Source organism: Achromobacter colocynthidis (assembly GCF_057334535.1).
Map to the genome: position 1 here is coordinate 181,253 of NZ_JBHFIZ010000037.1, position 22,830 is coordinate 204,082.

The window sequence follows — 22,830 nt, forward strand, 5'->3', positions numbered from 1 at the left end:
GACGCGGCCCTACCGACGCCGCGCCGCTAGTAGCGGTAGCGCAGCAAGCGCCCCATCCGTCGCAGCAGCGGCACGCGCCGCATCAATCCGAAACCCAACCGCGCAAGCCAACTGAACCTGGCCCGTTGCGCGCGCCAGCTATCGTCATCCAGCCCTTGCTCGGTGTGCAGCAGCAAGCCGGGTGCCTGGGCTTCAAGATCTTGCGCATGGTTCAGGCTCCAGCGCATGGCGGCGCCCGTTGCGCGGAACATGCGGTTGCGCGAGGCCAGCGCCAGGCCCAGCCGGCTATAGGCGTCGAACACGACTTCCCCCGAGGGAAATTGCGTGCTGACCACCCGCAGCAGTTGCAGCACCTCTTCTTCGCGCAGATAGAGCAACAGGCCTTCGGCCACCACCAATGTCGGCTGACCGGTGGGAATGTGCGCCAGCCAGCCCAGTTCGGACAGCGTGGTCCCGATCAGTTCGCAACCCGGACGCGCGGGATAGAGCGCGCGGCGCAGCGCGATCACGTCGGGATAATCCACGTCGAACCACGCAACCGAAGGTGGCGGGTCCACTCGAAACACGCGGCTGTCCAGGCCGCAACCCAGATGCAGCACCGTGGCCGAGGGATGCGCGGCAAGGAACTCCCGCACCCAGGCATCCAGCCTGTGGGCCCGCATCGACAGCCCGATCATGGCATCGCGGCCCATGCGCAGCGCCGCGAAGTCGTAGTCGATGCGGGCAACCGCCGCCGCGGCGTAGCCATCCTGCAACAACGAATCGGGCATGCGGCTTTCTTGCGCCTTCGCGTACAGCGTAATCAGCAACGTGGCTTTTTCACCGCTAAGCCGCACCTTTTCCATGCAAATCCCCTCTGCCGGTTGGACGCTATCGATTCCATAAATGGAGACTATGCCGAAAATAGAACGATATTCTTTCCATTTATGGAAATATCTTTTACGGATATCCGGGTTTATCCCTAGCTTCGATCGGCGCAGAATTCAGTCATCGGGAAACAGCAACGAACCACGACGGATAGGCCGCCGGATTCGCTCCCACGGCTCTTGAAATCGGAGATTTACCATGAAGAAGACCCTCGCTACCGCTTTGATGTTGTCCTTTGCCGCCCTGAGCGCCGGCGCCTACGCATCGGATAACACCGAACCCAACAACGTGCCGTTCCAAGGCGTTTACGGCACGCCCTATCAAGGCCCGACCCGCGCCCAGGTGCAAGCCGAATTGGCTGAAGCCAAGGCAGCTGGTCTGGTGACCAACGTAGAACCGAACAACGTGCCGTTCCAAGGCGTCTACGGCACCCCGCACACGGGCAAGACCCGCGCTGAAGTTCAAGCTGAACTAGCGACCGCCAAGGCTGCCGGCCTGGTGTCCAACGTTGAACCGAACGACATGCCCTTCGCCGGCGTCTATCACAGCAACTGATCTGCCTGGCGACGCTTGGGCCGCGCACCCGCAACGCTCAGGCAACGAACGCACAACGAGTGCTCCCTCCCCTTGTTGTACCCTTGGCCGCCCGCATTCAGGCGGCCTTTTTTTGTCAGCCGCCCCCGCGTGGCAAACGCAACGGCTTCGCGTACTATCGGCTCCAGTGCAAGATAAAAATCTGACTCATCAGAAGGGAGCCCATCTTGAAATACACCCGCGTTCTCGCCGCGCTGCTGGTTGCAGGCGGTATGTCGGCAGCGGCGGTCGCCGCGCCGCCCGTGATGCTGAACAACTCGCTCATCACGCAAATTCCCAAACGCGACCGGACCTCTTTCCATGATGCCGTGGCCCAGGCCTTGAATAGTTCGGCCGATGGCCAGCGCACGGAATGGACCAGCAAAGCCCAGGCCAAGCGCGCCGCGCCGATCACCGTGCAACTGACGCCCACGCAAACCTCCAAAGTGAAGGACGACCGCGTCTGCCGCTTCCTGGTGGCGGATTTTGCGCGCACCAGCACCACCGAAACCTGGAAGTTCTGGTTCTGCAAGCAACCGGACGGCACCTGGAAGGCCAGCAGCACGTAAAGCTGCCCAAAGAAAAAATGCCCCCTCGGGGGCATTTTTCTTTGGGAGAGCGCAATGGATGCTATTGCGCAGGCTGCACGCCACACCATTGCGCGATGAACAGCGCGATGGTCTTGGTGATCAAGCGCACCGATTCCAGATGCACGCGCTCGTCGAAGCCATGAATGTCCAAAGACTTTGGCCCATAGACCAGGGTCGGCATGTCGCCATAGATCACGAACACGCGCGCGTCCAGATAGCCGGGCGTCGTGAACGTTTGCAAGTCGCTCTGAAACGCCTGGCGATGGCAATCGCGCAAGGTGCTTTCGGCGTCGGAGCCTTCTTCCAGCACGTAGCCTTCGGCGTAGAAGCCGGTGTACGTGACCTCGGGCGGCGTGCCGCCCAGGCGCGGGTCTGACACGGCATCACGCAGGCAGGCATCGATCTCGGCCCGCGCCTCGTCCGCGGTCGTGCCCGGATAGATGGCGGCGCGCACGTCGAACTCGCACCAGGGCGGCACGGTCGACGGCCAATCACCGCCCGCGATCTTGCCGATGTTGAAGTTGATGGGGTGGTCCAGGTGCTCGAAATGCCGGTGGCAATGATGCTGTGCGTTCCACTTGCCCTCCAATTTACGTAGCGCTTCGATCGTGGCGTAGGCGGCGTCGATGGCGTTGAAGCCGTTGGCCATTTCGCGCGTGTGCGTGGGATGCCCCTGCACGCGGACCTTGAACCACAGCACGCCGACGTTGGCGCGCACCAGCATGTTTTCCTCGGGCTCGGGAATCAGGACCGCGTCGGCCTTGTACCCCCGCAACAGCGCGGCCAGCGCGCCATTGCCGGTGCATTCTTCTTCGACCACCGACTGGAAATAAATGGGCGCCGCCGGCGCATAGCCCGCCGCGCGCAGGGCGTCGTAGGCGAAAAGATTGGCGGCCAGGCCGGCCTTCATATCGGCCGCGCCTCGGCCATACATCCAACCGTCGATGATGGCCGGATCCCAGGGCGAGCGGCTCCACATTTCCTGCGGCCCCGTCGGCACCACATCCACATGTCCGTTCAGGATGAGCGAGCGCCCGGTCTGTACCTCGGGCCGGTAGGTGCCCACCACATTGAACGCGTTTTCGTAAGACACGGTGACCGGGCCGAACCCCGGATGCGAGCGGATGTCTTCCACGTCGATCTTCCAGCGGTCCATGGCAAAGCCGCGTTGGCGCATCGCCTCGTACAGGAAGTCTTGCGCCGTGTGCTCCTGCTCGCGCAGCGACGGAAAGCGCACCAGATCCTGCGTGAACGCCAGTTGCGCATCGAAGTGGTCGTCAACCGCTTGCAGAATGCGGCGCGTCTGTTCCGCGGTCAGTGGCGCGGGTGCGATTGCCTTGTCCATGATGTGTCCTTGAGCGAGGAGGAAATGTCAGTGCCTGGGGCTTTATCGCCTGCTGTCAGAACCTGCGTCAATTTCCGATTTCTTATCATCGACTTAAGGGAAATTAATGTTGAAATAGACGAGCGACGGCGGCGAAGATATCGCGTCCTCAAATTCCATCAATTCCTTATTGTTCAACGCACTATGAAAGAAAAGGCCATGCCGACGGCAACGGTTTCCCGCATGGGAGACCGTCTGGATTGGAATCTTCTTCGCACTTTTCTGGTGATTGCAGAAGAGCGCAGCATTAGCGGCGCTGCTATCAAACTGCATCTGACGCAGTCGGCGGTCAGCCAGGCCTTGCGCCGCCTGGAAGCGCAGTTGGACCGCAGGTTGATTGAGCGGCATCACGCCAAGTTCGCCATCACTCCGGCCGGGGAAGAGGTGCGACACGCCGCGCAGGCCATACATGGAAGCGTGTCGCAACTGCTTAGCGACGTGGCGCAAGCCGAAGAGCAAACGGTGGGCCGCGTGCATCTGCTGGTGGCCAGCCGCATCCATTCGGCGGTGTATGACGATTTTTGGGCGCGCTTTCATCGTGCGCACCCGCGCATTGAAGTGCAATTGGACGTGTTGCCCAGCAGCGAGATCGTGAACGCTTTGCAGCAGCGGGCCGCCACGGCGGGCATCGCGCTATGCCGGCAGATTCCCCAGCGCCTGGACCACAAGCTGTTCCTGCAACAGCGCTATGCGCTGTTCTGCGGCAAGAACCACCCGCTGTTCGGGCGTGCCGACATCCGCATGGAAGACCTGCTGCACGAGAACTTTGTGTCTTTCGCCAGTGACGCCTTGGGCGACAGCCTGTCGCCGCTGACGATCTTTCGCGATCAGCGCGGTTTCTCGGGAAGCATCGTCGCAACGTCTTCGCAGCATGACGAGGTCAAGCGCTTGCTGGTGGCGGGCTTTGGCATCGGCTGCCTGCCGGAACATAGTGTCGAGGCAGACCTTGCCGAAGGCCGATTGTGGCGGTTGCCGCCCGGCGAGGGTGTGTGCGCGGCGGACCTGCACCTGCTGTGGCACCGCGACGCACACCGCAGCCCCGCCGAGGACCTTTTCATTACAGCCTTGCGCGACCATATCGACAGCTATTCGCTGCCGCAGCGGCTGTTGGCCCATCTGCCCTAGGCGGCTTCCACCCGGTTCGCGTCCAGCACGGTCATTGCCGTCATGTTGATGATGCGGCGCACCGTGGAACTGGAGGTCAGGATATGCACCGGTGCGTTCGCGCCCAGCAGGATCGGGCCCACCGCCACGTTGCCGCCCGCCGCCGTCTTGAGCAGGTTGTAGGCAATGTTGCCCGAGTCCACGTTCGGGCATACCAGCAGGTTGGCTTCGCCCTTCAAGGTGGACGACGGCAGGATGCGCATGCGCAGCGCTTCGTCCAGCGCGCAGTCGCCATGCATTTCGCCGTCGATTTCCAATTCAGGCGCGGCTTCGCGCACCAGCTCCAGCGCCTGGCGCATCTTGGCGCCCGAGGCCGAGCTGCCGGAACCGAAGTTCGAACGCGACAGCAGCGCTACCTTCGGCGCAAGGTTCATGCGAGCCATTTGCTGGGCGGCCATCACCGTGAATTCGGCGATCTGCTCGGCCGTGGGTTCATCGTTGACATGCGTGTCCACCAACACCACCGTGCGCTCGTTGAGCAGCAGGATGTTCATGGCGGCATACACGTTGGCGTCGGGGCGGCGGCCGATCACTTCGTTCACAAAACGCAGGTGGTCGTGATAGGCGCCGACCGTGCCGCAGACCATGCCGTCGGCGTCGCCCAAGTGCACCATCATCGCGCCGATCAAGGTCAGGCGGCGGCGCATTTCCACGCGCGCCATTTCCTTGGTGATGCCGCGACGGCACATCAGTTCCCAGTACGTGGTCCAGTACTGATGGAAGCGTTCGTCGTATTCCGGGTTGGTGACTTCAACGTCTTCACCCAGGCGCAGGCGCAAGCCGAACTTCTCGATGCGCGACAGCAGCACGGCGGGACGGCCCACCAGGATGGGACGGGCCAGGCCTTCGTCAACCACCACTTGCACCGCGCGCAGCACGCGCTCGTCTTCGCCCTCGGTGAAGACGATGCGCGCCTTGCCCCCGCCGCGCACGATGCGCTTGGCGGCCGAGAACAAGGGCTTCATGAACGCGCCCGAGTGGTACACGAACTGCTGCAATTGTTCTTCGTAGGCTTCCAGGTCGGCCAGCGGGCGCGTGGCTACGCCGCCGTCCATGGCGGCCTTGGCCACGGCCGGTGCAATGCGCACGATCAGGCGCGGGTCGAACGGCTTGGGGATCAGGTATTCAGGGCCAAACGAGATGTCGTAGGTGCCGTAGGCGGCGGCCACGACTTCGTTCTGCTCTTCTTCCGCCAACTGCGCAATGGCGTAAACGGCCGCCATTTCCATTTCGCGCGTGATGGTGGTGGCGCCCACGTCCAGCGCGCCACGGAAGATGTACGGGAAGCACAGAACGTTGTTGACCTGGTTCGGGTAGTCGGACCGGCCCGTGGCCATGACCACGTCATCGCGCACGCCGTGCGCCACTTCCGGCAGAATTTCCGGCGTGGGGTTGGCCAGCGCCAGGATCAACGGGCGCGAGCCCATGGCCGCGACCATTTCCGGCTTGAGCACGCCGCCTGCCGACAGGCCCAGGAACACGTCGGCGTCCTGGATCACTTCCGCCAGCTTGCGGGCTTCCGTTTTCTGCGCAAAGCGCGCCTTGTCCGGGTCCATCAACACGGTGCGGCCTTCATAGACCACGCCTTCGATGTCGGTGACCCAGATGTTTTCCAGCGGCAGGCCCAGGTCCACCATCAGGTCCAGGCACGCCAGGGCGGCCGCACCGGCGCCGGACGTCACCACCTTGACCGTCTTGATGTCCTTGCCCACGACCTTCAAGCCGTTGATGAACGCGGCCGACACGGTAATGGCGGTGCCATGCTGGTCGTCGTGGAAGACGGGAATCTTCATCCGTTCACGCAGCTTGCGTTCCACGGTGAAGCATTCCGGCGCCTTGATGTCTTCCAGGTTGATGCCGCCGAAGGTGGCTTCCAGACCCGCGATGATCTCGACCAGCTTGTCCGGGTCGGTTTCGTTGATTTCGATGTCGAACACGTCCAGGCCGGCAAACTTCTTGAACAGCACCGCCTTGCCTTCCATGACCGGCTTGGAGGCCAGCGCGCCGATATTGCCCAGGCCCAGCACCGCCGTGCCGTTGGTGATCACGCCCACCAGGTTGCCGCGCGCCGTATAGCGGTAGACATTGGACGGGTCGGCCACGATTTCCTCGCAAGCCGCCGCCACGCCCGGCGAATACGCCAGCGCCAGGTCGCGCTGGTTGACGAGCGGCTTGGAGGCCACCACGGAAATCTTCCCCGGGGTCGGGAACTCGTGATAGTCCAGTGCTGCTTGACGGTCGGAGGGCGAGTTCATGTGGCGGTAGCCTCGTTTGACTTGAATAGGTGACGGGAATGCCAGCGTGTAGGCCGGGCTTCAATATGGGAAAAATTCTAGGCGGACAGGCATAAGGTGATGATTCGGATTTAATATCGTCCCATTACCTTTACCTTATGACGTGTCTATGACGGCCTTTGACCCGGATGCCGTTATCCGGAAACTGACCTCGCGTCTGAAGATGCGCCACCTGATGCTGCTGCTGCAAATCGAGCAGCACGGGTCACTGACCCGGGTGGCCGAGCACATGGCGACCAGCCAGCCCGCCGTGACGAACGCCCTGGCCGAACTGGAAAGCATGTTCGACGTGCCGCTGTTCGACCGCTCGGTCCGGGGCATGACCCCGACCCCCTTGGGCGCGGTGGTGCTGGCGCGCGCGCGCGGGCTGGTCCACGACCTGGGCCACTTGGTGCAGGAAATGGAGGCCGTGGCGGCCGGCCACGCCGCCCATCTGCATATCGGCGTCATCCCCTTCGTGTCGGGCCAGATGCTGTCGGCCGCCATCAGCCGGACCTTGCCGCAGGGGCGGCGCATCACCGCCACCATTCACGAAGGCCAGGGCCCGGCCCTGCTGCGCCAACTGCGCGACCATACTCTGGATATCGTGGTGGGCTGGGCCACGCCGTCGGTGGACCTGAGCAATATCGATTTTGAAGTGCTCTACCACCAGCAACCGCGCCTGATCGCCAGCCGACGCCTGGCGGCTCGGCTGGGGCGGTCGCGGCTGGAATGGAACCGGCTGGCGGACCTGGACTGGATCCTGGGCACGCCGGGCAGCCCCATCCGTGAACAGGTGGCCGACATTTTCCTGCGCGCCGGCCTGGCGCCGCCCCCGCCGTCGGTGCAAAGCGATTCGTCCAAGCTGATCGGCGAAATGATCGTGGCCAGCGACCGCGCGGTGTCGATCCTGCCGGCCGACATCGCCGACGAACTGGTGCGGATTGCCGGCGCGGCCATCGTGCCCTATTCGTTTGACTGGACCTTGCCGCCGATCTCGCTGTTTACCCGCGCCGACGGCCTGCGGCGCAACGTGGATGCGCTCTTTGCGTCCGCCCTGCGCGAGGTCTACACCAAGGGAGCACGGCCTGCGGCCTGAGCGCCGCCGATGACGATAATTGCCAAGAAATGCAAACGGCCCACAGTACGCGGCGGCGCCCATCCTATACTTGCCGCGCCAAGTTTCATGCAGGAGGCCGCCGCTTGTTCCCCCATACACCATCCGCCGCACCACGCCGCGCCCTAGCCCTCCTTAGCCTTGTCGGATTGACCACGTTATCGGGCTGCAGTTCGTTGCTTGGCGAAGGCACCGGCGCCGCCGCGGGCATTGCGGGTACGGCCATCGCCAATAAAGTCACGGACAACGCTACGGTGGCCACCGGCATTGGCCTTGGTGTACAAGCGGGCGCCAAGGCGGCACTGGCCTACGCACAGCGCAAAACGCGCGGCGAAGAGCAGGATGCCATCGCCATGGCCGCGGGCGTGCTGAATGTAGGTAGCGTCGCCGCCTGGAGCGTCAAGCATCAGCTTCCCATCGAAAGCGATGCGCAAGGGCAGGTTTCCGTCAGCCGCGTCATCGGAGGCGTCGGGCTGGAGTGCAAGGAAGTCGTTTTCTCCATCGACACGCCCGCCGACAAGCCGGGCACGGAACCGCAGCGCGAGTTCTACGTCACCACCATCTGCCGAGACGGCGCGCAATGGCGCTGGGCCAGCGCAGAACCCGCTACAGCCCGCTGGGGGGCGCTGCAGTGAAGCAACGCGCTTGTGGGCTGGCCTTGATGTTGGCCGTCAGCATCGGCTTGTATGGCTGCCAAAGCTCCTCGATCGGCGGCGCAACGGGCGCGGTCGTCGGCACGATCAGCGGCGCGGCCACCGCCAACCCGGTTGCCGGCTATGCCATCGGCGTCACCGTGCAAGCCGCGGTGGACGCCACAGTGAAGTACGTGATGCGCGATTGGAAAAACGATCAGCAGAACGTGATGGCAAACGCGGCTGGCGAACTGCCCATCGGACAAGTACGGCACTGGCAGATTCGTCACGCGCTGCCCGTGGGCAGTGAACAGGGCGGCATCCAGGTCGTGCGTGACATTGACACCCCGCTTACCCACTGCCGTGAAGTGCTTTTCACGGTGGAGCAAGACGACGCCCCTGCGCCCGCCTACACCAGTTTGATCTGCCGGCAGCCCTCCGGGCAATGGAAGTGGGCGGCGGCCGAGCCATCAGTCGCCCGCTGGGGCGGCTTGCAGTAGGCTTGATCACGCCAAGACCGGCAAGCGATACTAGGCTGATCCGACTTTCCCAGCCCGCCGCTTTCCCGCCCATGCCCTCTGGCCAATTCCTGATGCATCGCAGCGCGCTTGCCGGCGTGCAGGCCGTGGCCGCGCGCAGCCGCCATGCCTTTGCGCGGCACACGCATGACCAGTTCGGCATTGGCGTGATGCGCCAGGGCGCGCAGGTGTCGCACAGCGGACGCGGCCAGGTACGCGCCGGCCCGGGCCACGTCATCACCGTCAACCCGGGCGAGGTCCATGACGGCGCGCCCATCGGAGACACCCCACGCGCCTGGCAGATGCTGTACCTGGACCCGGACGTGGTGGCGCAAGCGGCAAGCGACCTGGACGAGGACGGCCGCGCGGGCGCCTGCTACGAATTCGAACACCCCGCGCGAAGCCAGCCCGCCTTGGCGCGCGACGTATTGACGTTGTACGCACACGCCATCAGCAGCCCCGCCCCGCTGGCCTGCGACGCCTTATTGCTGCGTATCCTGGCGCAGGCGCGCGGCGACGGCGCCCGCAGCCTGGCGCTTGAGGCCAGCCAAAGCGTGCCCGCATCCATCCGCCACGCGCGCAGCCTGATCGATGATGCCCCCGCCGCCACGCTGTCGTTGGCCGACCTGGCCGCCGCCAGCGGACTCAGCCGCTATCAGGTGCTGCGCGCCTTTGCCCGTGCCACCGGCATGACGCCACATGCGTATCAAATACAGCGGCGCCTGCTGCTGGCGCGCCAGTTGATCCGGCGCGGCATGACGCTGGCCGACGCCGCTGCCGCCAGCGGCTTTGCCGACCAAAGCCACATGACGCGGCTGTTCGTTCGGACCTACGGCGTATCGCCTGGCCACTACGCCATCGCGGCCTGCGCGGCCTGAGCCGGGATCTGGGCTTGGCTCCGCGCCTGATCTGAACCAGGGCCTGTACTCACCCTCTGCAATTTCGTTCAAGACCGGCCGCGCCCGCGCGCCCTACGCTGCGTGCTTTCCACACTTGGCACGGCAATGGACACGAACAAACGAATGTGGGGTTATGGCTTTCTGGCAGCGGCCATGGCGCTGGTGGGCAGCACCGTCATCGCCAGCAAGATCATCGGGTCGGGCATGCCGCCCTTTACCGCCACCGCCCTGCGGTTCGCCATTGCGCTGCCCTGCTTCGCCTTGCTGATGGCCGCCACCGGCGCGCGCCTGCCGCGCCTGCAAAGGCGTGACTGGCTGCTGCTGGCGGCGCAGGCCATTGCCGGCAGCGTGGGCTATACGACACTGTTGATCGCCGGTCTGCAACGCGCCTCGGCCGTGGATGGCGGCATCATCCTGGGCACCTTGCCGCTGGTATCCGCCGCCATCGCCGTGTTGCTGCTGGGCGAACGGCCGGGCAAGGCCACGCTGGGCGCCATCGCCATGGCGGCTTTCGGCGTCTGGCTTATGACCCGCGGCGAGGCAGGCGCGGATCACGCCACGTCGTGGACGGGCAATGCGCTGATTCTGGGCGCGGTGGTGTGCGAAGGGCTGTTCATCCTGCTGAACAAGCGCTTGCGCGTGCCCGTGCCGCCGCTGGCGTTGTCGACGGTGATGGCGGGGTTCGGGCTGGCGTTTTCGGCGCTGGCGAGTATGGCCGAGTCGCCTTGGACATTGAGCATGTCGACCGACGCCATGATGGCGGTGGGCTATTACGCGCTGGTGCCCACGGTGGGGGGATTTCTGCTCTGGTACGCGGGTGCTGCGCGCGTGCGTGGGTCGGAAGCGGCGCTGTTCACCGCGCTGGCGCCGGTGTGCGCGGTGTTGCTGGCCGCCAGTGTGTTGGGTGAAACGGTGACGCTTGCCCAGGCGGCCGGCATGGGCTGCGTGCTGGCCGGCGTGTTGATGCAGGGTCTGGCCACTAGCCTCGGCTGAACGCCAGCGCGAACTCGTCGGAAAAAATATCCGCCAGCGCATGCCGCAACGCGGCGGCGCGCTCGGCGCCGTAGGCCGCTTCGAAACGGCGCTGCGCATCTTTCCACAGGCGTTTGGACTCGGCCAGTTTGGCGCGGCCAGCCTCGGTCAGCGCCACGCGGCGGCTGCGCCCATCGCGCTCATCGCGCGACATTTCCACATAGCCGTCGCGTTCCAGCGGCTTCAGGTTGTGCGCCAGCGCCGAGCGGTCCAGCACCAGCGCGCGCGCCAGGTCGGTCATTGACGGCGAACCCGCGCGGGCGATGTGGATCAGGATGGAATGCTGCGACACCTTCAAGCCGCAGGGCGCAAGCACCGTGTCATACAACTGCGACACGCGCCGGGTCGCCTTGCGCAAGGCGGCGCCATTGCAGACGAGGGGGTCCGTGATGGTGGCGAGGGCAGAGGGTTCAACGTCGGACATGAGGGCAGGAATAGAACAACAGCAAGGGCAAGGACAAGGACAAGGACTTAAGGCGAAGGCGAAGGCAACCGCAGCAGCAGCGACAGCGACAGCAAACCGGGTCAGGCAGGTCAATACCCTACTGCCGAGGCTGGCTCGCGTCCAGCCCATTCTTGACAGATATTGGCATATGCACGTAAATTTTATCGCACTCCATTCCGGCGCACGTCCATGTCAGCCAGCCCCCCTTCGCCCTCCCCCACGGCAAGCTCCGCCAACCCGCGCCTGCAAGCCATGCTTGACGCGCCCATTGCCCCCACGCTGGCCCGCCTGGCCTGGCCCAATGTGTTGATGATGACGGCGCAGTCCGCCACCAGCCTGATCGAAACCTGGTTCCTGGCGCGGCTGGGCACCTCGGTGCTGGCCGGCGTGGCGCTGGTGGTGCCGGTGCTGTTCCTGATGGGCAATATGTCGCAAGGCGCGATGGGCGGCGGCATTTCTGCGGCCGTGGCGCGCGCGCTGGGTGGGGGGCGCCGGCTGGAAGCAGACCAGTTGGTGCTGCACGCCGTGGTGCTCAACGCGATCTTGGGCATGCTGTTCTGTGTGCTGATGCTGGCCTTCGGGCCACAGTTGTACCGCGCGCTGGGCGCGCAAGGCGAAGCGCTGGACGCCGCGCTGACCTATTCCAACGTGATCTTCGGCGGCATCGTCCTGATGTGGCTGATGAACGCTTTTGCCAGCGTCATCCGGGGCACCGGCAACATGCTGGTGCCCGGCGCGGTGATCTGCGGCGGGGCCTTGCTGCTGGTGCCCTTGTCGCCCTGCCTGATCTTCGGTTGGGGTCCGTTTCCCGCCCTGGGCGTAGCTGGCGGCGGTTGGGCACTCGTCATCTACTACGGCGTGGGCGCGCTGATCCTGGGACTCTACTGCGCCAGCGGCCGCAACCCCGCGCGGCTGGTCGCGAGCCGGCTGCACTGGACACTGATGCGCAGCATTCTTAGCGTGGGCGCATTGGCAACCCTGAACCCGCTGCTGACCAATGCCGTGGTGGCGCTGACGGCGGCCTTGGTCGGCGCCTATGCCGGCACGGCCGCCGTGGCCGGCTACGGCATTGCCGTGCGGCTGGAATATTTGCTGATGCCCATTGCCTTCGGGCTGGGCGCGCCGATGGTTGCGATGGTGGCGTCCAACATCGGCGCGGGGCGGCCCGAGCGCGCCATGCGTATTGCGTTGACGGGCGGCGCCATGGCCTTCGTGCTGGCCGAAGCCATCGGGCTGACGGCGGCGTTTTTTCCAGAGGCCTGGCTGCGGCTGTTCGGCGCCGAAGACCACATGCTGCAAGCAGGCGCCGACTACCTGCGCACCGTCGGTCCTGTGTACGGATTCTTTGCGCTGGGGTTTTCGATGTACTTCGCCTCGCAAGGCGCGGGGCGCTTGAAATGGCCGTTGGTGGCCGGCGGCCTGCGCCTGGTAACGGCGGTGGGCGCGGGCGCCATCGCGCTGCACCTGACCGGGTCGCTGACGGTGTTCTTCCTGGTGGCGGCCGTGGCGATGTGCCTGTACGGCTTGATCATTCTGGCCGCGGTCGCTTCCGGCTCTTGGTTTGCGCCGGGCCATCTGCAAAAGGCCCGCCCCTTGGCGCGTTCGTAAGCGGCGCATCGCGCAGCGCGTACGCCACCAGTTCGGCGGCATACGCCGGCAGCGCGTCGCGCACGCACAGCACCAGGTTGCGCGCGGCCCAGGCGTCGGCCAGCGCCACCCGCTGCACGCCCGCCGCCCGCCCCAGGCGTATGGCCGCCACGCGCGGCACAATCGCGATACCCACGCCCTGCCCCACCATGCGGCACACGGCATCGAAGCCGCGCAAACGCACGCGGTACGACAGCATCTTGCCGCTGCGCCGCGCATGGTGCGCAATATGGTCTTGCAAGGCGCTGCCTTCCACCAGCCCCACGAAATCTTCATCCACCACATCGCTCAGCATGACGGACTGCCGCTGCGCCAGCGCATGGCCACGCGGCACGATGACGCTCAGCGGATCATGGCGAAAGGTCTGGGGATGCAGGCCGTGCAGGTCTGCCGAGTCCGCCAGCACGCCGATATCGCAGGTGCCCGCGCGCAAGGCATCGGCGATTTCCAGGCTGGCTTTTTCTTCCAGGTCCACCGACACGCGAGGATGGTCGCGCAGAAATTCGCCCAGCACGGGCGGCAGGTATTCACTTAAGGCGGTGGTGTTGCACAGCACGCGCACGTGCCCTTTCAGGCCATGGCCAAAGTGGTCGAGCTCGCCGCGCATGCGGTCAATCTGCGCCAGCACGACGCGCGCATGATGCGCCAACGTCTGGCCGGCCGGCGTGGGCTCCACGCCGCGATGCGCGCGCAGCAACAGCGGCACGCCCAGGTCGCCCTCCATGCCCCGGATGCGTTCACTGGCCGAGGCCAACGTCATATGAGTACGCTTGGCGCCCGCGGTGATGGAGCCCGATTCCTGCACGTTGAGGAAAAGACGAAGGTCGGTCAGGTCGAATCGCATGCGGCCAGCGTAGCACGCAGCCCTATGGCCCAGCCATAGGATGGCTATGCAAGATCCCGATTCTGATGGCGGTGCATTGCGGCGCAGAATTCAACTTTCGATGCCTTGGTAATCCTTAGAAAATGATGAATTCCATTCCAAGACCACACCCCACCAGGAAATACGCTGGGCCGATTTGCCAGCGCATATTCCTGGCCAGCATCAGGCAAGACCATAGCCATGCCCGGCACACGGTGACGACATGACGACGATGGATCTCCTGCCCGGCGGCACGCCGACAATACTGGCCGCCGTCGTGTCCGTATTCGTCCTGGCCGGTGTGGTCAAGGGCGTGGTGGGCTTGGGGCTGCCCACTATTTCCATGGCGATGCTGGCCTTGGTGATGGCGCCCGCGCAGGCCGCCGCCTTGCTGATCGTGCCGTCCTTGATCACCAACCTGTGGCAGGCACGCCCCTGGCCCACGTTGGCGCCTGCCCTGCGGCGCATCGGCACCATGCAGGTCGGCGTGTGCGTGGGAACGCTGGCCGGTGCGATGTGGCTGGGCGCGCCCAGCGGGCGTTGGTCCAGTGTGTGCCTGGGGCTGGCGCTGATCGCCTATGCCGCGTGGGGCCTGTTCGGATCGCCGCCCAGCGTGCCGCGCCGGCACGAGCGCGTGCTGGGCGCGCTGGTGGGCACGATCACCGGCATGATCACGGCGGCCACCGGGGTGTTCGTGATCCCCGCCGTGCCCTACCTGCAAGCCTTGAACCTGGGTAAGGACGGGCTGATCCAGGCCATGGGCATTTCATTTACGGTGTCTACGGTGGCGCTGGCGGCGGGCCTGTGGCTCAACGGCGGCTACAGCCCGGGCGCCGCCAGCGCATCGCTGCTGATGCTACTGCCCGCGCTGGCCGGCATGGCGCTGGGGCAATGGCTGCGCGGCAAGTTGTCGGCCCGCACATTCAAGCTGTGCTTCATGATCAGCCTGGCTTTACTGGGCGCGTGGCAGGTGGCGCAAGGCTGGGCGGGCTAAGCCGCATTCGACGCGCGGCTTGATCGGGTACACCACGCTTGGCGCGCGGCCTGATCAGGTAAACCACGCGTGGCGCGCGGCTTGACGGCCTACCGCGCCCCATGCGCACCACTCGTCATGCCGCCAGGCGCCGCTCGTCCACGAAGCCAATGGACACCGACATGTCGCGCCAGCGCGCCAGTTCCTGCTGCACCGATTGGATCTTGCCGCGCGCCTGGTCAAACGCATCGCGCCCCAGAAACAGGTGCAGCGGCGCGTACTGCGCTTCGGCCGCCTGAATCAACGCCTGCGCCGCCTTGGCCGCATCGCCGCCGTCATGCGCCTGGACGGCGCACGCGGCCCGTTCGGGAGAGCCGCCGCCATCACGCGGCGATACCGCCCGCATCGCGCCCGGGTACACCAGCGACACGCGCACGCCCCAAGGCGCGGCTTGCGCCGCCAGCGCCTCGGTCATGCCGCACACCGCGAACTTGGCGGCGCTGTAGGCGCCCCACTCGGCATGCCTGCCGTCAAAGCCCAAGATCGACGAGACATTGATCACATGCCCGCTGCCCTGCGCCCGCATGCGCGGCAATACGGCGCGGATCATATTGAGCGCACCGAAGACATTGATATCAAACGCGGCCCGCACGTCGGCGTCAGACAGTTCGGCCAACGAGCCCGGGCACGCCGCCCGCGCGTTGTTCACCAACACGTCCACCCCACCAAAGGCCGCCAGCGTGGCGGCCACCGCGCGGCGCACGCTGCGTTCATCCGCCACGTCCACCGTCAGCGGCAGGAACTGGCCTTCAAGCTTCGCGCCCACCGCGTCCAGCAATGCATCGCCATCCCGCGACGTCGCCGCCACCTTGTGCCCCAGGTCCAGCAGCATCCGCACCAATGCCAGGCCCAGGCCCGTCGATGCGCCCGTCACCAACCAGATTTTTTCGGATTTCATGCGATTCCCTTCCCTTGCTTGTCGTACTTGCGGCCTCCGGCAAGATGCCTGGCGGCCGGCTCGGGACAACGCTTTTCATGACGAAACATCGACCCCAAGCCTGGAAGGGATATTAAGAATCGAGCGCGAGCGCGTACAGGCTCGTTCTTGCTGGAAACCTGCCTATTCCTACGTTGATGCGGCGACGGGGGGGGACGCGGGGAGGTCCGCCGGAGCGGACGTGGCGCGGACGCTGGGCGCGGCGCTGGGTTGACGCTGGGCGGACGCGAACCTCAGCGCGAACCTCAGCGCGAAAACCGCCGCCGTTGCCCGGTCTGCCTGACCGCCGCCACCAAACCCTGCACCGCGGATTCCTCTGAACGCAGATAGGCATAGAAGCGCGCCGCCGGCAGGTCGGGCATGCCGTCCTCTTGCGACAAGGCGCGCAGACCCTCGCGCAACTGGCTGCGCGCCACCGGCGCCACGGCAAAGCCCGCTTGCGCGGCAGCCAGGCAGCCCGCCATGCTGCCGCTTTCAAACGCCGGCAGCCACGCCTTGCCCGCCTGCGAGAGCGCCGCGATGGCCGCGGCGCGGTACACGCACGGATCCGGAAACACCGCCAAGGGCACGGGCGCATCGGGATCCCAGGGCTGGTCGTCACCCCAGGCCCACACCAAATCCTCTTCCCACAGCAGTTCGCCCTCGTCGTGCACGCGCGCACATTGCTTGCCGAAGACCACGTCCAGCTTGCCGCGCGCCTGCTGGCGCAGCAGGTCGGCGGTGATGCCCACCTTCAGCTCGATCGACGCATCCGGGTGCGCCCGATGAAAGGCTTGCAGCACTTGCGCCAGCCAGGCCCCCGCAAAGTCCTCGGACGAACCGATACGCAAGCGGCCCTTCAAACGCGCGCCGCTCAAGCGGGCGCGGGCCTCGCGTTCCAGGTCGACGATGTTGCGGGCGTAGGCGTACAGCGTCTGGCCGGCGGGCGTCAGTTCGAAGCTGCGCGTGGTGCGCGCAAGCAAGGTGGCGCCGGCCAGCATTTCAAGCCGCTTGATGTGGCCGCTGACCGCCGACGGCGTCAGCGCCAGCGCATCGGCGGCCAGCGCAAAGCCGCCGCAGTCGACCACCTCGATAAAGGTACGCAACAAGGTCAGGTCCAGCACTGCGCCTGCCGAGTCGTTGAGGGTGTCCATGGCCACTGCCTGTTAATTCACGAAGCATTGATAATAGCCTTTCATTCATCATGAATCATGACAACTCGACCCGGTATCGTGACAGCGTCATCACAACCCAAGGAGCCATCGCCATGCCCGCCTACGCCCAGGTACAAACACCCTTGCTGGATATCGCCTACCTGGAATGGAACCCCGCCGGGTCGCGCACCGCCGTGCTGGTGCATGGCTGGCCGGACAGCCCGGAATGCTGGACCCCGGTCGCGGCGCGCATGGCCGCAGAAGGCTACCGCGTGCTGTGCCCCGCGCTGCGCGGCTTTGGACCGACGCGCTTTCGGCATGCCGCCACGCCACGCAGCGGCGAGCTGGCCGCACTGGGGCGCGATCTGCTGGACTTCATCGACGCACTGGCCTTGGACCGCCCCACCCTGGTCGGCCACGACTGGGGCGCGCGCGGCGCCGCCAACGCCTGCGGCCTGCGGCCCGGCGTGGCAACACAACTGATCCTGCTGTCGGTGGGCTACGGCACCAACGACCCGAACCAAGTGCTGCCGCTTATGCAGGCGCGCAACTATTGGTACCACTGGTACATGGCCACGCCCCGGGGCGCGGCCACCGTGCGCGACGACCGCCTGGCCTTTGCCCGCATGATGTGGGACACCTGGTCGCCCGGCGCCTGGTACGCGCCGGATGATTTCAACGAAGCGGCGCGCGCGTTCGACAACCCCGACTGGGCCGACATCGTGCTGCATTCCTACCGGCACCGCTGGGGGCATGCCGAAGGCGACCCGGCCTACGCGGCCGACACCGCCCGGCTCACCCCCGCACCCGTATTGACGGTACCAACGCTGGTGCTGCACGGCGGGGCCGATGCCGCCAACCACCCCGCCACGTCCGATGGCAAGGAACACTTTTTCAGCGGCGCTTACGAACGCCTTGTGCTGAACGGCGTGGGCCATTTTCCGCAGCGGGAAGCCCCGCAGGCCGTGGCGGATGCCATCCTGCGGTTCTGCGCGACACCCGGCAATGGCGCCCCGCCGGGCAGCCCGCCACGGAATGGCGGATAATCCGTCTGTTTCCCGCCGCGCAACGCGGCGGATTTTTGTGGGTGCGTGACGCGCCCGACAGCATTCGGAGTCAACTATGCATCGCGGCATTCAGGCGATTGAACACTTCATGGAATCCATCGGCCTGACCTGGCGCCCCGGCTCGACCGAAAGCGCCGAGCTGCGCGTCAGCTACCGCATCGGCAACACCCGTCCGCTGGGCATTGACCGCACCTTGGTCGAGTTCCATTGCGACGCCAAGCGCCCCAAGGTCTGGGTGCCCGAGTTCTCGCGCACCAGCTTTCACCAGTGGTTTGAAGTGCCGTTCCAGGAATTCGAGTTCACCCCCGGCGGCTCGATGCTGAAGATCAAAGCCCCCGCGCGCGGCAACGCGCCCCCGTACAGCGTGGGGATCAAGCCGCTGGCTTGATGGATGAAGTCCCGTGCCTGCGGCGTGCCGCAGGGCAAGCGGGCCAGATTTGACTCGATCGGGTCAAATCTGGCCCGTTTTTATTGTTGCTTATCAATGGCTTATAAAAATCGAGTCAAAACTGGCCCGATATCTTGTGAAAAACCCCGGTTTTTAGGGGTGCGACGAAGAAATCCGCGCCCACATCGGGTTTTGTATTTCACAAGCCATTGATTCAAAAAGGATAATTTTCAGTTCCTTAACCTGGCACCGTTCTTGCATAAGAGGGCATGGCGGCCGTTTCGGCCTGCCATCCGGCTTTTCCAGCCGCGACGACAAGAACGGAGCCCGTCATGCCCCCCAGCGCCTGCCCGAAAGCCCTGCAAGCCCCGCATCCCAGTTCCAAGTTGTTGGGCAAGGCGATATCTCCCCCAGCCTGCGAAGCCGCCATTCCCCTGTACCCCTTGCGCTATGGCATTGCGGATTCGCCTTATCGCACCGATATCCATCAGACGCTGGCGACACCGGACTATCCCGCCCTGACAGGCGACAAGGCCTATGGCCTGCGCGTGCTGCGGCCGGGAACCTATGTGTACCTGTGCTACTTCCGGGATGGAAGGATGTGGAACCGCCACTACCAAGTCACGGAAGACATCCGCTTTGCGCCAATCTGGTGGGGCGAGGCGGACGTTGTTCATTCGACGCCGGGTTCGCAGACACGGCCAGACACCACCGGCGCGGCGCCTTGCGTATGGGTGCCGCCCGCCGCGCGTGACAGCCTGGTCTATCTGCTGGTCAGCGACACGATCCTGACGCATGAAGCCCTATGGGAAGTCGAGACCAACGCGGACGGGCGGCGCGATGCGCTGGCCACGGTCGTCGCCCCGTTCAACGGCCCGGAGCAGCCCCACGTATTCAACGCAGTGCTGTTGACGCTGGCCACGCCGGAACTGATGCGACCCACTTTAGGCGGCGTGCCCACGTACTACCGCTGGAGCGAGATTACGCCCGCGAAACACTATCCGGATGTGAACGACATTGTCAGCCGGATGCATGCCGTTCTGCGTCCCCACGGAGATGTCGTGCCGCTGGCGGTCGTGCTGCACGACCCCGTGGGCATCGCCAGCGAGCTCAACTACCTGTGCGCCGCCCAGGTCAAGAAACGCGACGACTATCAGGCGCAAAGCAAGCACCGGCTGCACAGCGCCGGCCTGATCGACGCCTACTTCAAACAAGCCGAAGCCGCCAGCAAGACCCCGCCCGCCTTGACCGCGCTCGCCCGCCAGCGGGCGCTGGTGACTCTAGCCGGCGCGCGGGATTTTCCTTCCACGTATCAAGCCCGCGTCACCGCGTTTCAGGCGGACATCACCCGCGCCTGCGCGGACGTGGTCGCCTGGCTGAAATTTGTGCACAAGGCGGGGTTACTGGAGCAAGCGTTCGGCCTCTTCGACCTGCGCTGCCCGCACAACGCCAGCAACTTTGAAGCGGTTGTCCTGCATTGCTTTGGCGCCACGGTGCATTCAGACGATGGGCTGGCGGAACTGGCCAGGCACATCGAAGCCGCTCCCCACATCAGCCCGCTGTGGCGCGCGCTGGGCGCGGGCGACGAGCCGCTGATGGCACGGCTGGCAGCACCGATGACCATCGGCAAGGGCGTGTACGACGCGGTGGACCGCGTGCTGGAAGAACGGCCCGGCACGCCGATTACCGACCTGCTCACACGGCTGCTGTGGCCGTACCTTGGAAGCGCTTCTGTGCAGGCTGCGGATATTCAGGTCAGGCGATTGCGGCATATCGGCGAAATGCGCTTTGGCATAACGGTCGGACGCCGACTGGTGACCCCGCAACAGTATTTGGCGTATAGCGGGGAATTGCAGGGGTATGTGGCGATGGGGCGGGAGGTACAAGTGCGATGGCCTGGCGCGTTTTTGCCTGCGGCAGGCACGGGCACAGCCACGCGCGTGCAGGCGGCGAGCGTTGAAATTTGGGAATGGGAGACGGTGGGGACGACGACGGTTGTTGATAAGACGAAGGCGATGGATCCGGAGGGGAACCCGCTAATCAGGAATTTGAATCGCTTGCGTGCGACGGCTGGGGCGGTGGCAACGGGCGTGGGGGGTGGGTTGGCGATTTGGGGGATGAGGAATGCGGTGGATGCCGTAAAGCGCGCGGGATGGACAGGCGAAACAACATCAACCTTGGCTGGTACCTTATTTGCACTTTTGAGTGCATCTATTGAGGGCAGTACGCTCGCTATCACTACGTTTGCGCGCCGAGAAGGAAAGACCACCTTAGCCACCTCGGTCAAAATCTTCGGGGTGAAATGGGGCGCTACCGTAGCGGGCTCGATTGCGGGCGGATTGCTCGCCCTTGCAGATTTACTCCGAGCGGCCAACGCTAGCGGAGACGCCAACCCAGAGCAATCGCGAATGTACCTGTACTCGGCACTGGCGGGAGGTCTCTTGGCCCTTTCCACAGGTGCCGGGGGTTCTGCGACCGTCGCTACGATACTGGGGGGAGGAAAAGCTGCCGCAGCGCTCGGCCTTACCCCAGCAGGCTGGGCCGTCATCGCAATCTTGGCAATAGGCGCCGTCGTCTACTTCACCCTTCAAGCTGATCAGGCCCAACACAACCCCCTGGAAATCTGGCTCAAGCACTCCGCCTGGGGCGCCGCCACGCCGCGCTTCACGCTAGCGCAAGAACTACATGCCTGGCACAGCCTGTACTTCAGCCCCCGCATCACCCCGCATTGGCAGTCCCTGCGCGGTGTTGCCGGCAACCTGCGTATCAGTTGCACGCTGCCCGAGACGTCCGCGCAGGACGACTTTCAATCCAAACTCAAAGTCACCCTATACGGGATGCCACTGGAAACCGTGGACACCTCCACTGCTTTCTGCACGCCAGGCGCTTGCGTGGATCTCAACAGGCAATACGTTATCGGCCCGTTGAACAATGGCCCTGGCCCGGAACGCGGATGGCGGATCAGCATGCACGAGGATGCCAAGGTCGAGCTGACGTACCTGTACCGTCCCGATACCCAGAACTTGCCCTCAATCGGCCTGGAACAACCAGGCGCGCCCGAACCGCTGGTGTTCACCTCATCGGGTTTCTTCTCTGACTCCATCGACCCCGCCAAGCTGGCTCTCGTCAAGGCGCCGACATGAGCAGGCACAACGACATCGTCAAACGGCTTCCTCGCAGCCTTTTCCTTGGGGGCAAGAGGTTCGTCCGTCAGCACCTTAAGGCTGAAGATGTTCCTACGGGCGGAATGCTGCTCCCCGAAATAATCGGACTACGCCGAATCAATGATCAGTGCATAGAGTTGGAACCCTACGGCAACCAGGTTCGAAGCAACCACGCTAGAAGCATCGGCTTCCTTTTTTCCATGGGAATCGGCATTTCAATATTCACCGCCTGGATAATTTCCCCGCCTGTCCCTGCCTCGATATGGACCATGATGGTGCTGTTCCCGTTGATCGCCGCAGCCTTCGGTGGCGTCATGTATCTCTGCGTACACAAGCTGTCGGGCCGATTCCGTGGCGGCTTTGTTCGTGTCCATCGCGGCACCCGCAAGCTGTACTTCGTCATGCCGCACGACGAGCACCTGCTCACCCTTGAATGGGATCAGATTCAAGCCCTGGCCGGGTATATCCCCATCGTGGGCGCGGGGCTCTACACGAGCCGTTATCCGTTGTACCTAGTGGCAGTCGACTGGAACCAGACACCACCGGCGGAAGTCTGCATCGCCTGCGGGAACCTAGGCTGGCGCGACGGTGGAGATTCCGCCAAGCAACTGTGGGATTGCCTGCAAATATTTATGGAACACGGCCCGGACTCCTTGCCCAAGCCACCCCCCGTTCCTGCGCGACGGTCACGCAAGCAGACCTTTCTGCACGGCTATCACGATTGGGCTGTCGGTTTCAGGCGCGACCTTGCCACGCCTAAAGGTAAACGATGGGCACCGTTGATGATTCCCGCAAAGATCCTTGGGCTGATATTCATCGTGTTCCCCGACAGCCTCGCCGAGTTCATTGAATACAACGTGCCCTACACGTCCTTTCCCAAAGAGATCGACGCGCTCTGCGGCTTCAAGGAAAAGCGTGTTCCCATCATGCGGCTGAACGGTGAACGCATTGAGCCCTAACCTATATCAAGCGCCAGAACGACTGCCTCGCTCTTTGCTGATCGGCGCCCAGAAGCTTGCTCGACATCGATTCGCACTGCATTCGATTTCTACGGATAGCCTGTCAATCCGCGAAGCACTCGGGGTCCGTCAGATAAACGAGCTCT

The 22,830-nt window shown here is 64.6% G+C and carries 21 protein-coding genes; 14 read left to right on the plus strand and 7 right to left on the minus strand.

The features are described 5' to 3' along the window. Nucleotides 1-26: 26 nt before the first annotated feature. Nucleotides 27-845 (minus strand): class I SAM-dependent methyltransferase, encoded by an 819-nt coding sequence (locus ACE04A_RS20610; RefSeq protein ID WP_448716788.1) that lies wholly within the window; start codon nt 843-845, stop codon nt 27-29. 220 nt (nt 846-1,065) lie between these two features. On the opposite strand from ACE04A_RS20610, the gene ACE04A_RS20615 reads away from it, so the two are divergent. Both ACE04A_RS20615 and ACE04A_RS20620 read left to right on the plus strand, forming a co-directional pair. After that, nucleotides 1,066-1,422: a DUF4148 domain-containing protein gene (locus ACE04A_RS20615; protein ID WP_448716789.1), complete on the plus strand. Its 357-nt coding sequence runs from the start codon at nt 1,066-1,068 to the stop codon at nt 1,420-1,422. A 206-nt stretch (nt 1,423-1,628) separates the two neighbouring features. Beyond that, a complete protein-coding gene (locus ACE04A_RS20620) occupies nt 1,629-2,009 on the plus strand; it encodes a hypothetical protein (RefSeq protein ID WP_485820460.1) in 381 nt (126 codons plus the stop codon). A 61-nt stretch (nt 2,010-2,070) separates the two neighbouring features. Here ACE04A_RS20620 and ACE04A_RS20625 read toward each other — a convergent pair whose 3' ends face one another. After that, complete coding sequence (locus ACE04A_RS20625; protein ID WP_438858406.1) at nt 2,071-3,375, minus strand: ArgE/DapE family deacylase; 1,305 nt, start codon at nt 3,373-3,375, stop codon at nt 2,071-2,073. 198 nt (nt 3,376-3,573) lie between these two features. Here ACE04A_RS20625 and ACE04A_RS20630 point away from each other — a divergent pair, with 198 nt between their 5' ends. Next, entirely contained in the window at nt 3,574-4,539 is a 966-nt protein-coding gene (locus ACE04A_RS20630; protein ID WP_448716791.1) for a LysR family transcriptional regulator, read from the plus strand. On the opposite strand, the gene ACE04A_RS20635 is transcribed toward ACE04A_RS20630, so the two are convergent. Then, nucleotides 4,536-6,833 carry an NADP-dependent malic enzyme gene (locus ACE04A_RS20635; protein WP_485820461.1) on the minus strand — a complete coding sequence of 766 codons (2,298 nt, stop codon included), beginning with the start codon at nt 6,831-6,833 and terminating at the stop codon, nt 4,536-4,538. The two genes, ACE04A_RS20630 and ACE04A_RS20635, sit on opposite strands and share 4 nt — an antisense overlap. Before the next feature lie 148 nt (nt 6,834-6,981). Here ACE04A_RS20635 and ACE04A_RS20640 point away from each other — a divergent pair, with 148 nt between their 5' ends. From ACE04A_RS20640 to ACE04A_RS20660, 5 genes are all read left to right on the plus strand, one after another. Then, on the plus strand, nt 6,982-7,950 hold the full coding sequence (locus ACE04A_RS20640) for a LysR substrate-binding domain-containing protein (protein WP_100854718.1): 969 nt from the start codon (nt 6,982-6,984) through the stop codon (nt 7,948-7,950). A 104-nt stretch (nt 7,951-8,054) separates the two neighbouring features. Further along, nucleotides 8,055-8,603, plus strand: a complete 549-nt coding sequence (locus ACE04A_RS20645) for a hypothetical protein (protein WP_259249759.1) — start codon at nt 8,055-8,057, stop codon at nt 8,601-8,603. Then, the gene (locus tag ACE04A_RS20650) at nt 8,600-9,100 is read left to right on the plus strand and encodes a hypothetical protein (protein ID WP_259249760.1); all 501 of its coding nucleotides are present in this window, start codon (nt 8,600-8,602) and stop codon (nt 9,098-9,100) included. Before ACE04A_RS20645 ends, ACE04A_RS20650 begins: the two co-directional genes overlap by 4 nt. Before the next feature lie 71 nt (nt 9,101-9,171). After that, nucleotides 9,172-9,996 (plus strand): AraC family transcriptional regulator, encoded by an 825-nt coding sequence (locus ACE04A_RS20655; protein ID WP_448716795.1) that lies wholly within the window; start codon nt 9,172-9,174, stop codon nt 9,994-9,996. Nucleotides 9,997-10,122: 126 nt separating this feature from the next. Beyond that, nucleotides 10,123-11,010, plus strand: coding sequence for a DMT family transporter (locus ACE04A_RS20660; protein ID WP_279995186.1), 888 nt, complete (start codon nt 10,123-10,125; stop codon nt 11,008-11,010). On the opposite strand, the gene ACE04A_RS20665 is transcribed toward ACE04A_RS20660, so the two are convergent. After that, nucleotides 10,997-11,473 carry a MarR family winged helix-turn-helix transcriptional regulator gene (locus ACE04A_RS20665; RefSeq protein ID WP_259249768.1) on the minus strand — a complete coding sequence of 159 codons (477 nt, stop codon included), beginning with the start codon at nt 11,471-11,473 and terminating at the stop codon, nt 10,997-10,999. The genes ACE04A_RS20660 and ACE04A_RS20665 overlap by 14 nt on opposite strands. Before the next feature lie 273 nt (nt 11,474-11,746). Here ACE04A_RS20665 and ACE04A_RS20670 point away from each other — a divergent pair, with 273 nt between their 5' ends. Beyond that, a complete protein-coding gene (locus ACE04A_RS20670) occupies nt 11,747-13,102 on the plus strand; it encodes an MATE family efflux transporter (RefSeq protein ID WP_448716825.1) in 1,356 nt (451 codons plus the stop codon). On the opposite strand, the gene ACE04A_RS20675 is transcribed toward ACE04A_RS20670, so the two are convergent. Further along, complete coding sequence (locus ACE04A_RS20675; RefSeq protein WP_485820462.1) at nt 13,023-13,985, minus strand: LysR substrate-binding domain-containing protein; 963 nt, start codon at nt 13,983-13,985, stop codon at nt 13,023-13,025. The two genes, ACE04A_RS20670 and ACE04A_RS20675, sit on opposite strands and share 80 nt — an antisense overlap. Nucleotides 13,986-14,226: 241 nt before the next feature. Between ACE04A_RS20675 and ACE04A_RS20680 the strand changes: the two genes are divergently transcribed. Beyond that, a complete protein-coding gene (locus ACE04A_RS20680) occupies nt 14,227-14,997 on the plus strand; it encodes a sulfite exporter TauE/SafE family protein (RefSeq protein ID WP_259249774.1) in 771 nt (256 codons plus the stop codon). A gap of 115 nt (nt 14,998-15,112) precedes the next feature. On the opposite strand, the gene ACE04A_RS20685 is transcribed toward ACE04A_RS20680, so the two are convergent. Both ACE04A_RS20685 and ACE04A_RS20690 read right to left on the minus strand, forming a co-directional pair. Next, nucleotides 15,113-15,934: an SDR family oxidoreductase gene (locus ACE04A_RS20685; protein ID WP_448716798.1), complete on the minus strand. Its 822-nt coding sequence runs from the start codon at nt 15,932-15,934 to the stop codon at nt 15,113-15,115. A 284-nt stretch (nt 15,935-16,218) separates the two neighbouring features. Further along, on the minus strand, nt 16,219-17,106 hold the full coding sequence (locus tag ACE04A_RS20690) for a LysR family transcriptional regulator (protein ID WP_448716799.1): 888 nt from the start codon (nt 17,104-17,106) through the stop codon (nt 16,219-16,221). Nucleotides 17,107-17,219: 113 nt separating this feature from the next. Between ACE04A_RS20690 and ACE04A_RS20695 the strand changes: the two genes are divergently transcribed. The 4 genes from ACE04A_RS20695 to ACE04A_RS20710 all read left to right on the plus strand — a co-directional run bounded on the left by ACE04A_RS20695 (nt 17,220) and on the right by ACE04A_RS20710 (nt 22,684). Further along, on the plus strand, nt 17,220-18,152 hold the full coding sequence (locus ACE04A_RS20695) for an alpha/beta fold hydrolase (protein WP_448716800.1): 933 nt from the start codon (nt 17,220-17,222) through the stop codon (nt 18,150-18,152). 76 nt (nt 18,153-18,228) lie between these two features. Next, complete coding sequence (locus ACE04A_RS20700; protein WP_100854710.1) at nt 18,229-18,561, plus strand: hypothetical protein; 333 nt, start codon at nt 18,229-18,231, stop codon at nt 18,559-18,561. A 332-nt stretch (nt 18,562-18,893) separates the two neighbouring features. Further along, nucleotides 18,894-21,704 carry a toxin VasX gene (locus ACE04A_RS20705; protein WP_448716801.1) on the plus strand — a complete coding sequence of 937 codons (2,811 nt, stop codon included), beginning with the start codon at nt 18,894-18,896 and terminating at the stop codon, nt 21,702-21,704. Beyond that, complete coding sequence (locus ACE04A_RS20710) at nt 21,701-22,684, plus strand: hypothetical protein (RefSeq protein WP_448716802.1); 984 nt, start codon at nt 21,701-21,703, stop codon at nt 22,682-22,684. The genes ACE04A_RS20705 and ACE04A_RS20710 overlap by 4 nt, the downstream gene beginning before the upstream one ends. Nucleotides 22,685-22,830 lie beyond the last annotated feature (146 nt).

Coding starts and splice junctions, on each gene's coding strand:
- ACE04A_RS20610 (WP_448716788.1), bottom strand. CDS start 845: ATGGAAAAGGTGCGGCTTAGCGGTGAAAAAGCCACGTTGCTGATTACG.
- ACE04A_RS20615 (WP_448716789.1), top strand. CDS start 1,066: ATGAAGAAGACCCTCGCTACCGCTTTGATGTTGTCCTTTGCCGCCCTG.
- ACE04A_RS20625 (WP_438858406.1), bottom strand. CDS start 3,375: ATGGACAAGGCAATCGCACCCGCGCCACTGACCGCGGAACAGACGCGC.
- ACE04A_RS20630 (WP_448716791.1), top strand. CDS start 3,574: ATGCCGACGGCAACGGTTTCCCGCATGGGAGACCGTCTGGATTGGAAT.
- ACE04A_RS20635 (WP_485820461.1), bottom strand. CDS start 6,833: ATGAACTCGCCCTCCGACCGTCAAGCAGCACTGGACTATCACGAGTTC.
- ACE04A_RS20640 (WP_100854718.1), top strand. CDS start 6,982: ATGACGGCCTTTGACCCGGATGCCGTTATCCGGAAACTGACCTCGCGT.
- ACE04A_RS20655 (WP_448716795.1), top strand. CDS start 9,172: ATGCCCTCTGGCCAATTCCTGATGCATCGCAGCGCGCTTGCCGGCGTG.
- ACE04A_RS20660 (WP_279995186.1), top strand. CDS start 10,123: ATGGACACGAACAAACGAATGTGGGGTTATGGCTTTCTGGCAGCGGCC.
- ACE04A_RS20665 (WP_259249768.1), bottom strand. CDS start 11,473: ATGTCCGACGTTGAACCCTCTGCCCTCGCCACCATCACGGACCCCCTC.
- ACE04A_RS20670 (WP_448716825.1), top strand. CDS start 11,747: ATGCTTGACGCGCCCATTGCCCCCACGCTGGCCCGCCTGGCCTGGCCC.
- ACE04A_RS20675 (WP_485820462.1), bottom strand. CDS start 13,985: ATGCGATTCGACCTGACCGACCTTCGTCTTTTCCTCAACGTGCAGGAA.
- ACE04A_RS20680 (WP_259249774.1), top strand. CDS start 14,227: ATGACGACGATGGATCTCCTGCCCGGCGGCACGCCGACAATACTGGCC.
- ACE04A_RS20685 (WP_448716798.1), bottom strand. CDS start 15,934: ATGAAATCCGAAAAAATCTGGTTGGTGACGGGCGCATCGACGGGCCTG.
- ACE04A_RS20690 (WP_448716799.1), bottom strand. CDS start 17,106: ATGGACACCCTCAACGACTCGGCAGGCGCAGTGCTGGACCTGACCTTG.
- ACE04A_RS20695 (WP_448716800.1), top strand. CDS start 17,220: ATGCCCGCCTACGCCCAGGTACAAACACCCTTGCTGGATATCGCCTAC.
- ACE04A_RS20700 (WP_100854710.1), top strand. CDS start 18,229: ATGCATCGCGGCATTCAGGCGATTGAACACTTCATGGAATCCATCGGC.
- ACE04A_RS20705 (WP_448716801.1), top strand. CDS start 18,894: ATGCCCCCCAGCGCCTGCCCGAAAGCCCTGCAAGCCCCGCATCCCAGT.
- ACE04A_RS20710 (WP_448716802.1), top strand. CDS start 21,701: ATGAGCAGGCACAACGACATCGTCAAACGGCTTCCTCGCAGCCTTTTC.